This is a genomic window from Limosilactobacillus vaginalis (assembly GCF_025311515.1).
GTDB classification, from domain to species: Bacteria; Bacillota; Bacilli; order Lactobacillales; family Lactobacillaceae; genus Limosilactobacillus; species Limosilactobacillus vaginalis.
On the sequence record NZ_CP104399.1, the window covers coordinates 1423876 to 1436681 of the forward strand.

Consider the following 12806-nt stretch of genomic DNA (forward strand, 5'->3'; position numbering starts at 1 on the left):
TCCCATCCTATTCTTGATCTTTATCTGCTGGAAATTCTAGTTGAGCTGATTGACGGAGTGAGTACATTACGGAGTTAACCATTTCTGAAAGGTCCATCCAGCCCTTGTACTTCTTCATTTGTTCTTCATTATCTGGATCATTGAACAAGTCAGCAAAGTCGTTCATTTCATCTGTCATTGAATTCTTCTCTACTGGTACATCAAGTTGGTGTGCTTGCTTGTCGGTATCGTAGTACGTTACCTTTTGGGTTTCAAAAATACTATCAAAAACAAGGGTATCCTTTAAGCCATAAACTTCGGATGGCAAGTATGAGTTAGCTGTCTTCCCAAAGTTTAAGGTCACACTGAATTTGTCATAATTCAAAATGGCAACACCCTTAGCGTCAACACCTGTCTTGCATAGGGTCGGGTAGTAAACAACGGATTGTGGCTGGCCAAACATTGTCAGTGCACCATAAACTGCGTAAACACCGAGATCCATTAAAGCACCACCAGCATACTTCAGGGTAAAGATATTTGGATAAGGTTCATCCCCTGCCAAAACCTTGTCATACCGTGAGGAGTACTTCATTACAGTAATCGTTGCGCCTTGAACATAATGCTCTTTCATCTCGTCAACTTTCTTCAGCCCTTCCTTGTAGAGTGGCGTATGGATATGACGAGCAGCTTCAACTAGGCGTGCCTTCGGGTGAGCCGCCAGTAAGGATTGAATCCCGGAAAATTCACTTGGGTTTACAAATGCTGGCTTTTCAACAATCACAAACTTATCATTTTCAATTGCTAAGCGTGCTTGTTGGTAATGCAAACTATTTGGTGACGCGATGTAAACAACGTCAAAGTCACCATCTTCAAAGAATTTTTCAAGATCATCATAAAATTCTGTAGCACCATATGGCTTACCAAATTCCTTAGCCCGGTCCAGTGTCCGTGAATAGACCGCGGTTAGTTGATACTTGCCAGTAGTCTTGGCAGCATCAAGCATTTGATCCGTAATAATATGAGTTCCAATAATTCCTAACTTAAGCATTTAAGCCAACTCCCTTATCAGATATTTAACTTGTTACATTAATCATACCAATTATTGCTTGTTTTTAACAGAAATGAAATCTTTCGATCATATAATTATGTGTATAATAAGTTTGTAGAAAAATGACTTATCACATAATTGAGGAGATTGATGGAATATGAGAAAAAAGGGAATGTTACTTTTCGGCGCGGGACTAATGGCTGGGCTCTCTAGTACGTTAGGGTTCAGTCACGCGAAGAAAAGTAACACATCGGCTGCGTTACCGATATTCTATGCTGGTACTTGGCAATATTATGATCATGAACGCAACCGAACCCATATAATTACCATCTCTCCTGAATTAAAGCTGGGAATTGACAATCAAGAAATTCCCGCAACAGTTCAACTAGTTCGTGAAGATAAATTAGTTTATCTCGATAAATTTGGCTATCATATTACAATTCAAGCCAATGATCAGCGTCCAGTTTCATTAATTGATGAAGCTGATGATCAGGTCTATACAATTCAACCACTAAAATAGAGGTCATGAAAAGCTCTTGTTGCTTCATGACCTCTTTGATTTTTAAAACTATTTCTTATATTCCCGGTAGTGAGGAGCGTGATAGTGTTCCATGAAGTCAAGGATTTGGTCAAAGTCGTCACTGAAGCACATGCTATCGAGATAGGTCTTCTCGAGGAAACCTTCGTGAGACATGTGTTTAAATACTTGTTCAAGTGGTGAGTAAAAGTCATCTTGATTATAAAAGGCAACCGGCTTGGGATTTTCTCCAATCGTGATCCATGAGGCGGCCTGACTAATTTCTTCAAGTGTCCCAATACCACCAGGAAGGGCTAGCATTCCATCTGCCATTGCCATCATCTTTTCTTTCCGGTGATCCATATCAGGAACAATTTTGAGATCCTGAATTTTTTCATAAGCAGCACCACGGCTGGCAAGGGTTTCAGTAATAATGCCGTGAACGGTTCCGCCATTATCAAGGACCCCATTGGCAACGGCCCCCATTAAGCCAAATTGACCACCACCGTATACAAGATCGATTCGGTGAGCAGCCATCCACTCACCTAATTGACGAGCTGCTTCTAAATACTTTTTATCACTGCCATCTCTTGCACCGCAGTATACAGCTAATAATTTAATCATTTTCTTCCCCTCCTTGTTGCAAAATTGCAATTTGCTGTTGGATTGCGTTGGCGGCTGTTTTAACGGCTGCTTCTTCTACAGGATAGAGGTTTAATAACAGTGGATTCCCCTGACCGTTACGATTAATTAAGGTTGGAAAACTTACATATCCTTCATACTGTGGTTGATAAATTGCCAGCGGAACACTTAGTTCACCACTACCTAAAATTGCAGAAATAATTTGAATGGTCCAGACAACAACGGCACTCGCATTGTAGCCCAAGCCGTTTAGCGTATACCAATTATCCAAATCAGCGTTAATCCCTAGTTTATTTTGATCGAGATGGTGGCCGTTAATCGACTTTTCCAAATTTTGACCATTGACAGTAACTGTTGACCAAGCAAACACCTTTTCGCCATCGTGCTGACCATATACAAAGCCACTAACATTCTGTGATGATAACTGAGCAGCTTTAGCAACTGCCTGGCGCATTCGCATAGTATCAATTGTTGTCCCAATTCCCACTACTTGTTTTGGTGGTAAAGCAAGTTGCTGCTGAAGGTAAGCCGTAATTGCTTCATTGGGATCACTAATATTTAAGACAATTCCGGAAAAGCCGCTTTGCTTAACTCGTGGTGCGATCTCCTCAACAGCTTGCCCATTCCTTGTTAACTCAGCCATCTGATGCTCTTTAAGAAGCTGACTATCACCAAATGCTGTTATCAAAATATCCGCATTTTTTAAGGCTGCGTAGTCCTGAATAGTGATTGTGGTACTTGTCATTAAGGCGGTTTGGGCATTTTCTAAATCGGCTTTCAAGCCAACAGCTAAATCATCATCTTGATCGATTAAGACTAACTGATCTACTTTGTCGGTTGTTACTAGATCATGTGCCAATAGTCGTCCAACATGTCCCAGACCAATAATTCCAATTTTCCGCATCTTACGCTCCTCCTTAACCAAAAACGAGGCACCACAAGGAATTGTGAGGCCCCATTATTCATTAATAATATCTAATTTATTGTTGTTCTTGAAACTTAATTGCTTCAGGGAATGTATCTAAGATGTACTTACGTGGACCATCTGGGAAATCAAATTCTCCTTGAGCTTCATAAGTTTCATCATGATCGCCAACCGTCAATGTGACACCATCATCATCAAATGAAACATTTACTCCCAATTCAATGGCCGCTTTGATCAAACGCTGCGTATCATCAGAATACTCATTGCTAATTGCCTGAAGCGGGTGAGACATGTTCATATTAGCAGTAAAACGATCATTAGCCAGCTTTAAGCCGAACGAAAGTAAATTGCCGTTTTCAATCTGATCAGCCAATTGACCGCTAATCGTCAACGCTGGATCGTCAACCCGACGTTGAACAAATTTAAGAGCTAACCGATACTCACGTGGTGCATTAAATTCATCAACCAAATCCTGCAATTCAGCAATAATCTTAATAGCGGCCTCGTGCATTTCTGGAGTTTGTTCTTTTGGCTTTTGAAGTGCTACCTCATTATTAAGCTTTCGTGCTGTTGCTAGTTTTTCTGGTAAATTATCCGGAAGCGGCTTAACTAACGTATTAATCATTAACAATTCAAGGAAATTAATCGTATCGTCACTAACTCCTGTCCGAGAAAGCGGATCAAGATCAAACGAACGGAATTCAAGATAATTAATACCCTTAGTCAACATCCCCTGTAAATCACCAACGTCTTGGTTATGACGCCGACAACGAACAGGACCGAAGAATTCCTTAATGCTGTAATAAGTACCATCATCCAAGAATTGCTGTAGCTTAGAAAAATGTTCTTCTAATGAATTATAGCTAACTTGTTCATTAGGCAAGTTATCATCACCATAATCACTACACCGCAAACTACGAACCGGTAACTCAAGGTGTTCCGGTACATTCACATCTTCAGAAACTGGGCTTGCACCGTAAAGGTAAGTGAATAGCCATTGATAAAGGACAAAGCACTGTGCCATCTTAAAATACAGATGATTTTGAAAATCAACAAGTGAATGATACTCATCCTTATAGAATTGTTCGTATAAGGCTTTCAAAAGTTCCTTGTTAAGGCTGAAATTAACATGGACATCACCCAACAATTCCTGGGTAATTCCGTATTTTTTGCCTAGGTAATCGTGGTTTGCTTGGTCCCAAGACTTGGTATTGGCAGTCATTAGGTAGTCTAAATCATGATTATAGACAGGCGCTGGAGCAAGGCTGAGAGGCCATAGTCGTTCATCCTCATGAAGTTGGCCAACCATAATCTGTTCAAGCATCTTCAACTGACGAACAGCATTCTTACTTCCAACAACTGGTGACGTTTCAAAGTCAATCATGTTGTCAGTAAAGCCAGAATTCAAATACAAGTTATGACGACGAGAACGGAGCGCCTCTGGATAAGGGTACCGACTTGCTCGACCGTTAGTTAATACCCGGTGCTTCTTTGCCTCTAGTCCAAACTCTGACGCAAATAGTTTTGCATTTAACTCTGGCTCGCTTAATGCTTGACGAATTACGGCATATCGATCAGCCATTCAAATCACCTCATTTCTCATATACCATACACAATAACACTTTGGATACTGAATTAGCAACCTCAAAAGCGAAGTGACAATAATCAAATAATTGCGCAAAAGACAACTGAATTAACGGTTGCTTACTGAAATGCTTTGAGATGCTAAAGTGCTTTATTTTGTAATGTAATTGAGCAGTTTGAACATTACCTGCTTATTCTCTGCTGGAACATCGTGGTTAATAATTTCAGCAGCTGTTTGATGAAGGTCATTATTTTCAAGCGGGTACTGATTATCGTTAATTGCAATCTCACGAACATTGTCCTTCATTGGTTCAAAGTGAAATTGCAGACCGATAACGTTGTCGTGATAAAGGAAGCCTTGATTTTCATTTAAATCACTACTAAAAAGCAGCTTAGCATCATCAGGAATCTCAAACATATCCTGGTGCCAATGCAAAGCTGTTAACTTTTCTGGAATACCTGGAATTGCATCGTTTTGTCGATAAACTGGTGCCCAGCCAACTTCTTTATGGGGAGCTTGGCTAACTTGGTAGCCTAGCGCTTTAACAATCTGTTGCGCTCCTAAACAAGCACCAAAGATTGGTTTACGTTCATCAATCAAAGTCCTAATTAATTCTCGTTCTTCTTCTAACCACGGAAAGTCATCATTAGGACTCATTGGACCACCAAGAACAACCAGCATATCAGTCTCAGCTGCAGTTGGTAAATTGCCAAATTGATCCGGGTGATAAACATACATTTCATTGTTATTTGCATGAATCCAATCCCGAATTGATCCGGGTCCTTCATTGGACGTATGCTGCAAGATATTTACTCTCATTACCTAATACTCCTATTTTTATTTACTCCCCAACGTACTCCTACTTAGTCACTAGAATTTTAATGTTATTCAGATCAGGTGTCAATAAAAGCGAGCGACAATGAGAAGTTATTTTAATATCAATGAAAACTAAAGATCTACTATTTGAATAGTGGTACCGATCTTTTTCAAAAGTGCCAGTAAATCAGTGGTTTTCAATATAACAGTCTGGGTATTGGTATTTGGATGGACTCCAATTAACTCATTCATTTTAAGAACTTCTTGCGTAATAATTAGCGATACCTGATGCTGTCGATCATTAAAGAGGTTAAAGGGTGACACCATCCCCGGAGTTACGTTTAGGATCTGACTCATTTCATCTGAGGAAGCAAATGATAATCGGGATGATCCAACTGCCTGACGAAAGCTTTTTTCATCGAAGCGCTTATCTTCTGGAAGAATATATAGGAAATAATTTTTCCGATTATGGGTATGGAGAAAGAGATTCTTTGTCCTTGCAAACGAGTAGTTTTGTACATATTGATCCGCTTCATCTGTCGTAAAAACGGCTGGATGATGAACTACCTGGTATTCAATTTTATTATCATTTAGCAATTGATAAATTTGCTGTGGAGTCATATTATTCTCCTTATTAAATGCACTTATAAATAAAGCCACGAACAGTCATTATGGATTAGAGTTCGCAGCTTCGTTTGTATATTTTCAGTTGGTTTATATTATTTGTTAGCAATCATGAGTACCGCTGTATTCCGTCTTAAGCGGCTCATTAATTTCTACCACTTCAACGTTATCAGTTAAGATTTTGGTTGGGCTAACCAGTGGCATCGTAAAATGCTTTGGATCAAAGCGAAGTTCCATTTGGTCTTCAAATTGAGCACTAGCATACCATTCGCTCTTAATCCGAATGTCACCAATATTGGAACTAACAATCTCATCAAAATCAGGTAGCTTAACATCGCGGTTAACAAAAATTAACCGGTAGTTAGCATCTAAGTTACAATTGCCGATTGCAGAAAATGGACCTACCCCATCATCAAAGTCCAAGACAATTTGCTTATCAGGGCTCATGTACTTTCTGAGTCGATCCATTGCCGCAGCAGTTACGGTTAATTTTTTCATAAGCAACTCCCCTTTAAGTGATATTGTAATTATTATTTTACTCACTTTTTATAAGAGATAAAGGAAGATGCTCACGAAACTTTACTTTACCTTTTTATTCTTATCAATCCGGTTAACAGTTAACGGATACTTAGCATCTAATTTAGGACCAATTTTCTTAATCACAATCTCTCTTTTTAGCGGGGCAAAGATCATCCAGCCACCAATCCATAGCACACCAAGGATTGAGGACAAAGCATTACTGTGAATTAATGGGAAAAGGCATCCCCAAATCATCATAACGACAATAAAACAGGCATTGTAGATACTCTTAAATGTATGGTACTCTTCGTGTCGCTGATAAAACTGTGATTGTAACTGTTCATCAGCTGATTGGATCTTTTCCTTTTGCTGATTAGATTGGGTCGGCGGAAAAAGTTCGGTGGATTATAGAATGAAGTTAGCCACCCAGTTGGTGGTAAATAAAAAACGCCATTCGGCGTGACATCAGGTATCATATTAAGTGAACCAAACCTATATGAAAGGATGTCCGTCAAATGACGCACTTAAATGATACCATGTCTACTAGTTTATTGACTACTCATAAAAAGAATGCTCATCTTACTAAAGAAGAACGTGTGATGATTGCGACTTTAAAGTCGCAAGGACTTTCCAATCGCGCAATTGGTCGCCAATTAGGAGTTAATCATCAAACAATTAATAACGAGCTCAACCGTGGTACGGTCTGCCAACTTCGTCGTCAAAAATCTAATGGTAAGATTTACGAATATTCTTACTACATCTATAGTTATGAAGCTGGTCAGGCCACATATCTTGAACATCACCGCCATTCTGGTCGTCGTCGCTTATATTATTCTTCAAAGCAATTTTTACGGTTAGCTGATCAGCTAATGCTTGGTGAGTTTGACGACCACCATTACTCCCCACAAGCGGTTATTTATAAGGCTCGAGATTTAATGAATGATGGCACCCTGATCCCAAAGTCGGTTGTAACTTTATATCAATGGATTAATGAGGGTGTGCTTCGTACGTCCAATTTAGACCTCTTTGAAAAACCTAAACGTAAGCATCATCGAACTCATCCGCAAGCTAAAAGGTGCTTAGGGCCTAATATTGCTCAACGACCTCAAACTGCGGACCAACGGTCCGAAATTGGCCATTGGGAACTAGATACAGTTCAGGGACAGAAAAACGGTAATGACAGTGTTGTACTAGTAATGACTGATCGCCTTTCACGAGTTAATATCACGAGTAAAATTGCTGGTAAAACTGCGCATGCAGTAAATCAGTTCTTTATAAATTTACGCCAGAAAATGGGCTCAGATGCTTACTATCGCATCTTTAAGACAATCACCTCTGACAACGGTTCAGAATTTAGTGAGTTAACACAAGTTCACGATCATGTTTTCTATGCTGATCCGTATTCCCCTTGGGAACGTGGATCCAATGAGATCAATAACCGGTTTCTCCGCAAGGAGATTACCAAAGGTGAAGCTATAAATAACTATAGTAGTGCTCAGATCATAGCGACTAATGATTGGATGAATCACTATCCACGAGCTATGTTTAATGGACATTCGTCAATGGATATCTGTCGTAAGGCCTTCTACCAAGAGATATCACAGCTCCATCAACCAATAATCAATTGGTCAGTATTATTTATTTGAGTCCAGTGGCTAACTTATTCTTGAAATTTAGGTTCTTTCATTATTCGCTACCGTAATGATATTGATGAAAACACTAACATCTGGTTTGAAGGCCGAGGTTACAACATTGGCTTTATCGATGATGTCAAACAATTAAGAGTAGCGGCCTATTGCCGGGTATCCACTGACAACGTTGCACAATCGGAAAGCCTAGAAAATCAGCGGCAACATTATCAAGAATATATTAATCGCCACCCTAATTGGCAGCTAGCTAGGATCTACTTTGATGAAGGCATTTCAGGCACCAAACTGAATCACCGCAATGCCTTAAAAGAGTTATTGGCTGATTGTCATAACCACCGGATCGATTTGGTGATTACCAAGTCAATTAGCCGTTTTGCTCGAAACACAATCGATTGTTTAAAATACATTCGTGACCTTAAAGCCATCAATGTAGCCATCTTCTTCGAGAAAGAAAATATCAACACCATGGATGCCAAAGGTGAAGTACTCATCACCATCATGGCTTCACTTGCCCAGCAAGAAAGCGAGTCGTTATCGCAGAACGTTAAGCTCGACTTGCAATACCGTTACCAGCAAGGCAAAGTTTTGATCAACCATAATCACTTTCTCGGCTACACCAAGGATAAAGATGGCAACCTGGTGATTGAACCAGAGGAAGCCAAAACGGTCAAACAGATCTTCTACAGCTACCTGCAAGGGATGACGATGAAGCAAATTGCCGAATCGCTTAAGGCAGACGGTGCCTTAACGGGTGGCAAGAAAACTAATTGGCACTCTAGCGGCATTGCCTTGATCCTCAAGAATGAAAAGTATATGGGCGATGCTCTATTACAGAAAACTTACACCGTTGACTTTCTAACCAAGAAACGCGTTAAAAACAATGGCATCATGCCGCAATATTATGTTGAGAACGATCATCCCGCCATCATTCCCAAGTCCGTTTTTATGCAGGTGCAGAATTTGATCCGGTGGCGCCACAACGGAATCACCACTAAGAATGGCAAACGCCGGCGGATCAACAGCAAGTACTGCTTTTCGCAACGGGTCTATTGCGGCAAATGCGGTGACATCTTTCAGCGAAATATGTGGTATAACCCCGTTAAGGTTGCCGTTTGGCGCTGTGCCAGCCGCATTAAACGCAGTAAGAAAGGCCGGCGCTGCATGATTCGCAATATCAAGGAACCTCTTCTCAAGACCGCTACCCTTGATGCCATCAACCAGCTAATCGAAAGTCATGAATTAGCGGATAAGCAAATCAAAGCCAATATCATGAAAATTGTTAGGAATTCTAAAAGCCCTACGATTGAGGAGCTGGACAAACGGCTAGAAGAAGCTCAGTTGAAGCTGATCCAAGCAGCTAACCAGCACCAAAACTGTAATGACCTCACCCAGCAAGTGATGGAATTACGTGAACAAAAGGAAAAGGTCCAGGAGATTGAATCCGAAAACCAAGTCAAGCTCCACAATATCGACCAGGTCAGTGACTTTGTAGATGAACATCAACATGGTCTTCAAGAATTCGACCCGCAGCTAGTTCGCCGGCTAATCGAAAAAATCACCATCTTTCAACGCTATATGGAGTTCACGTTCAAAGATGGTGAAGTGATTAAAGTTATGATGTAAATATTTAGGATATGTGGTACTCAGCTATTTTGGCTGGGTGTTGTTTTTAGAAGTTGATCCACAGCAGCTTTGATTTGAACCTGAGCAATATCAAACACTTGAATGTTCTTGAAATCTTCCTGCCCTAAGATTGACGGCAATTCGGTACATCCCAAGACTGCACCATCAAGGTGATCTTTTTGAACCATCTTATTGATAATTGTCATTAACTGCTGCTTAGTCTCTTTCTTAACAATCCCGTTTTCGAGTTTGTCTACAATTTTTTGATGAATTATGGGTTGATCATCTTCACTGGGACGGCAAACTTCAATTCCGGCCTCTCGAAATGGTTTGATGAAAAAGTCATTTTGCATTGTAAATTTGGTGCCTAGTAAAGCCAATCGTTGAAGGTGCAACTGCTGAGCAGCCGCTACCGCTGTCTCGACAATGCTTAACAATGACAAATCAGTGCGCGCTTGAATCTTATCAAATAATAGATGGGGCGTATTGCCACATATCAAGCCAAAGTCACACCCGGCTTTCAATAAATTATTGGCCGCAGCTCCTACATAACCGGCGATTTTCTCATACTGTTGAGCATCAAGCAGACGGAACATGTGGTACATATTAATGGATTCGATAGTGATACGAGGCAGCTCTTTATCAGTCCCGACCCGCTCCTGATACTGCTTAATGATTGCCGAATAATAATTCATTGTTGCTTCTGGGCCTATACCACCGTATAATGCCTAGTTTCTGCATTTGGATCATCCCCTAATTATTTAGAATTATTTGAATTCTTCTTTGCAGGTCTGGAATTACCTTCTGTTTAAACCAGGGATTTTTTGATTCCCAAACCTGATTACGGGGTGAAGGGTGAACAATTGAAAAATAGTCTGGCAAGTATTGCCGATAATTCCTGACAACATCAGTCAACCGATCTTTATACCTTAGGTGAAGGTACCTTCTCGTCGCATAAGCGCCCACTAAAATGGTTAACTGAATATTAGGCATTAATTTCAGTAGCTGGGGGTGCCATTTTGGGGCAAAGTCTTTACGCGGTGGAAGATCACTGGATCCTCCCTTTCCCGGATAATAAAAATCCATTGGTAAAATGGCAATCATTCCAGAATTATAGAAAACATCTCTAGATACTCCTAGCCAAGCCCGTAGACGGTCACCGCTTGGATCATCCCAAAATTTCATTTTTTCCTGAGCAATTCGTCCAGGTGCTTGACCAATTATGTTTATTCTGGCTGATGAAGAAGCATAATAAAGTGGTTTTATTCCTTGCTTTGTAAATACTGCGTTCTCAGGATCCACCTGAATTTCTTGAAAGATTTTCTGAAATTTACTTTGCATACGATCTAACCCGCTTTCCTTTAAGCTAGTTTTGAAATAACTTAATTTGACGTACTTTACGTTTTAATCGACCTTGTTTTTCTAATAAAGCAAACTTACGAGATAAAGTTTCCGGTGTTGTTCCAAGATATAAGGCTAGGTCTTTCATTTTTAAAGGCAAGGCAAAACTATTTTTTTCAATTTCATCAGCATATGCTTGTAAATATTCTAGTAGCCGGTCTTCCACTTTAGGTAAAGTCAATAAGTGAATCTGTGTTTGCATTTTCGAGACTTTATCCATATTTAGTTCCAGTAGCCTAATACTTAATTCTGGTTGTTCATGCATTAATTGCACCAAATCTCGCCGTTTTAATAAGCAGATTTCACTAAATTCCGTAGTCTCTACGTAATTATTAATATTCTCTTGGCCAAAAAGCCAATTCTCGCCAACATAATCGCCCGTATGTAGAATCTGTAAAATATTTTCATGGCCGCCTTCATCTAATGTATACTGTTTAGCACTCCCTTGAGCCACGATTACTAAATTTTTGCTCCCCATAGGCTCGATCGCCAACTCACCTTTTTGATAGTTTTTATGCTGAACCAATTTTTCGATTTGCATCTTCTCATCCTGAGGTAAAGCATTAAATAGTGGTACTAAGTTAACACATAAATCAGCCATTAAATTCATCGTCCTTTAATTAAAAGTCATCATCGTCGTCTTCGACATACAATCCTTCTTTTAGTTCATGAACTAGGAAGTCTTGAGTTACCCGAATTTGCTCCTTAATCCAAGCCATTAAATTAGTTAAATTAGCAGATAATTCTGGCCAACTTTCATTGTTAGCTAAAGCAATTGCCTTAGTAATGAAGAGCGTTTGCGTATCAAAATCTTTTACCAAGGCAAATAATTGCTTATCACCTGCTAAATATTTACTACTGCCATCTTCTTCTAGCATAGTATATTCCTTAAATTGAGCTGTAATTGTTGGAATACTTTCACCATTATTAACCAATAAGTGATTCAATTGATCAAATTCCTGACGTTCATAAGCAATCCAACCAGTAGCTTTTTCGGCTAAAAAAAGACTAGCAGATCCTTTAGCAAATAAGTTAGCTTGGTTAATCTTTAAAGAATGGATTAACAAGTTAGAAATAATGTGACCAGTCATGGCAGCTGCAGTTGGCTGGTGGTGATCAAGATTACTTTGCTTCAATTCCGCCTGATATTTTTCTTCTGCATTCATTGATTGAGCTCCTTTTCCTTAATTCCTTGTACTTCATAACCCATTTTTTCAATAGCCGTCTTGACATCAATAGTTTTAGTCTTATCAGGATCCAACATGAATTTTAATTTTCCTGCATTGAATAAAACTTTGATTTGGTCAGTACCATCCAAATTATCAACCGCTTTTTCAATTTTACTTAAGCATGAAGGACAGGTCATGCCAGATAATTTCATCATTACTTTTTCCATGATTAAATTCCCCTTCCTTATTAATTTACATATCTAATGCTACTTTGTTTTGTTGATTATAAACTTGATGATCGTCAATTTT

The 12806-nt window shown here is 39.6% G+C and carries 16 protein-coding genes; 3 read left to right on the forward strand and 13 right to left on the reverse strand.

Annotation, left to right across the window (positions count from 1 at the left end):
- Positions 1 to 7: 7 nt before the first annotated feature.
- Positions 8 to 1027 carry a Gfo/Idh/MocA family protein gene (locus tag N4627_RS07155; protein WP_003716738.1) on the reverse strand — a complete coding sequence of 340 codons (1020 nt, stop codon included), beginning with the start codon at positions 1025 to 1027 and terminating at the stop codon, positions 8 to 10.
- A gap of 157 nt (positions 1028 to 1184) precedes the next feature.
- Here N4627_RS07155 and N4627_RS07160 point away from each other — a divergent pair, with 157 nt between their 5' ends.
- The gene (locus tag N4627_RS07160) at positions 1185 to 1547 is read left to right on the forward strand and encodes a DUF4828 domain-containing protein (protein WP_003716737.1); all 363 of its coding nucleotides are present in this window, start codon (positions 1185 to 1187) and stop codon (positions 1545 to 1547) included.
- Positions 1548 to 1595: 48 nt separating this feature from the next.
- Here the strand turns inward: N4627_RS07160 and N4627_RS07165 are convergent, their stop codons facing one another.
- The 7 genes from N4627_RS07165 to N4627_RS07195 all read right to left on the reverse strand — a co-directional run bounded on the left by N4627_RS07165 (position 1596) and on the right by N4627_RS07195 (position 6913).
- Complete coding sequence (locus N4627_RS07165; RefSeq protein WP_003716736.1) at positions 1596 to 2168, reverse strand: LOG family protein; 573 nt, start codon at positions 2166 to 2168, stop codon at positions 1596 to 1598.
- Positions 2161 to 3090 carry a lactate/malate family dehydrogenase gene (locus N4627_RS07170; protein WP_098045316.1) on the reverse strand — a complete coding sequence of 310 codons (930 nt, stop codon included), beginning with the start codon at positions 3088 to 3090 and terminating at the stop codon, positions 2161 to 2163. The genes N4627_RS07165 and N4627_RS07170 overlap by 8 nt, the downstream gene beginning before the upstream one ends.
- A 76-nt stretch (positions 3091 to 3166) precedes the next feature.
- Positions 3167 to 4693 (reverse strand): glutamate--cysteine ligase, encoded by a 1527-nt coding sequence (locus N4627_RS07175; RefSeq protein WP_003716734.1) that lies wholly within the window; start codon positions 4691 to 4693, stop codon positions 3167 to 3169.
- Positions 4694 to 4846: 153 nt separating this feature from the next.
- Positions 4847 to 5515, reverse strand: coding sequence for a type 1 glutamine amidotransferase (locus tag N4627_RS07180; protein ID WP_003716733.1), 669 nt, complete (start codon positions 5513 to 5515; stop codon positions 4847 to 4849).
- A 129-nt stretch (positions 5516 to 5644) separates the two neighbouring features.
- Entirely contained in the window at positions 5645 to 6133 is a 489-nt protein-coding gene (locus N4627_RS07185; protein ID WP_040530849.1) for a prolyl-tRNA synthetase associated domain-containing protein, read from the reverse strand.
- 105 nt (positions 6134 to 6238) lie between these two features.
- Entirely contained in the window at positions 6239 to 6634 is a 396-nt protein-coding gene (locus N4627_RS07190) for an iron-sulfur cluster biosynthesis family protein (RefSeq protein ID WP_040530846.1), read from the reverse strand.
- 81 nt (positions 6635 to 6715) lie between these two features.
- A complete protein-coding gene (locus tag N4627_RS07195; RefSeq protein WP_224758369.1) occupies positions 6716 to 6913 on the reverse strand; it encodes a hypothetical protein in 198 nt (65 codons plus the stop codon).
- A gap of 257 nt (positions 6914 to 7170) precedes the next feature.
- On the opposite strand from N4627_RS07195, the gene N4627_RS07200 reads away from it, so the two are divergent.
- Positions 7171 to 8301, forward strand: coding sequence for an IS30 family transposase (locus N4627_RS07200; RefSeq protein WP_260964471.1), 1131 nt, complete (start codon positions 7171 to 7173; stop codon positions 8299 to 8301).
- A gap of 78 nt (positions 8302 to 8379) precedes the next feature.
- Complete coding sequence (locus N4627_RS07205) at positions 8380 to 9927, forward strand: recombinase family protein (RefSeq protein ID WP_289565654.1); 1548 nt, start codon at positions 8380 to 8382, stop codon at positions 9925 to 9927.
- Positions 9928 to 9947: 20 nt separating this feature from the next.
- On the opposite strand, the gene N4627_RS07210 is transcribed toward N4627_RS07205, so the two are convergent.
- From N4627_RS07210 to N4627_RS07230, 5 genes are read right to left on the reverse strand one after another with little or no spacing between them, the layout of a single operon-like run.
- On the reverse strand, positions 9948 to 10622 hold the full coding sequence (locus N4627_RS07210) for an aspartate/glutamate racemase family protein (RefSeq protein ID WP_124031661.1): 675 nt from the start codon (positions 10620 to 10622) through the stop codon (positions 9948 to 9950).
- Between the two features lie 58 nt (positions 10623 to 10680).
- Positions 10681 to 11268 carry a uracil-DNA glycosylase family protein gene (locus tag N4627_RS07215; RefSeq protein WP_124031662.1) on the reverse strand — a complete coding sequence of 196 codons (588 nt, stop codon included), beginning with the start codon at positions 11266 to 11268 and terminating at the stop codon, positions 10681 to 10683.
- Between the two features lie 25 nt (positions 11269 to 11293).
- Positions 11294 to 11929, reverse strand: coding sequence for a Crp/Fnr family transcriptional regulator (locus N4627_RS07220; protein WP_098045513.1), 636 nt, complete (start codon positions 11927 to 11929; stop codon positions 11294 to 11296).
- A gap of 19 nt (positions 11930 to 11948) precedes the next feature.
- The gene (locus tag N4627_RS07225; protein ID WP_003716725.1) at positions 11949 to 12494 is read right to left on the reverse strand and encodes a hypothetical protein; all 546 of its coding nucleotides are present in this window, start codon (positions 12492 to 12494) and stop codon (positions 11949 to 11951) included.
- A complete protein-coding gene (locus tag N4627_RS07230) occupies positions 12491 to 12724 on the reverse strand; it encodes a heavy-metal-associated domain-containing protein (RefSeq protein WP_098045514.1) in 234 nt (77 codons plus the stop codon). The genes N4627_RS07225 and N4627_RS07230 overlap by 4 nt, the downstream gene beginning before the upstream one ends.
- Between the last annotated feature and the right edge of the window lie 82 nt (positions 12725 to 12806).

Bases quoted from the DNA above. Each gene is read 5' to 3' on its own strand.
- N4627_RS07155 (WP_003716738.1), bottom strand. From the start codon at position 1,027: ATGCTTAAGTTAGGAATTATTGGAACTCATATTATTACGGATCAAATG.
- N4627_RS07160 (WP_003716737.1), top strand. From the start codon at position 1,185: ATGAGAAAAAAGGGAATGTTACTTTTCGGCGCGGGACTAATGGCTGGG.
- N4627_RS07165 (WP_003716736.1), bottom strand. From the start codon at position 2,168: ATGATTAAATTATTAGCTGTATACTGCGGTGCAAGAGATGGCAGTGAT.
- N4627_RS07170 (WP_098045316.1), bottom strand. From the start codon at position 3,090: ATGCGGAAAATTGGAATTATTGGTCTGGGACATGTTGGACGACTATTG.
- N4627_RS07175 (WP_003716734.1), bottom strand. From the start codon at position 4,693: ATGGCTGATCGATATGCCGTAATTCGTCAAGCATTAAGCGAGCCAGAG.
- N4627_RS07180 (WP_003716733.1), bottom strand. From the start codon at position 5,515: ATGAGAGTAAATATCTTGCAGCATACGTCCAATGAAGGACCCGGATCA.
- N4627_RS07185 (WP_040530849.1), bottom strand. From the start codon at position 6,133: ATGACTCCACAGCAAATTTATCAATTGCTAAATGATAATAAAATTGAA.
- N4627_RS07190 (WP_040530846.1), bottom strand. From the start codon at position 6,634: ATGAAAAAATTAACCGTAACTGCTGCGGCAATGGATCGACTCAGAAAG.
- N4627_RS07195 (WP_224758369.1), bottom strand. From the start codon at position 6,913: ATGATGATTTGGGGATGCCTTTTCCCATTAATTCACAGTAATGCTTTG.
- N4627_RS07200 (WP_260964471.1), top strand. From the start codon at position 7,171: ATGACGCACTTAAATGATACCATGTCTACTAGTTTATTGACTACTCAT.
- N4627_RS07210 (WP_124031661.1), bottom strand. From the start codon at position 10,622: ATGAATTATTATTCGGCAATCATTAAGCAGTATCAGGAGCGGGTCGGG.
- N4627_RS07215 (WP_124031662.1), bottom strand. From the start codon at position 11,268: ATGCAAAGTAAATTTCAGAAAATCTTTCAAGAAATTCAGGTGGATCCT.
- N4627_RS07220 (WP_098045513.1), bottom strand. From the start codon at position 11,929: ATGGCTGATTTATGTGTTAACTTAGTACCACTATTTAATGCTTTACCT.
- N4627_RS07225 (WP_003716725.1), bottom strand. From the start codon at position 12,494: ATGAATGCAGAAGAAAAATATCAGGCGGAATTGAAGCAAAGTAATCTT.
- N4627_RS07230 (WP_098045514.1), bottom strand. From the start codon at position 12,724: ATGGAAAAAGTAATGATGAAATTATCTGGCATGACCTGTCCTTCATGC.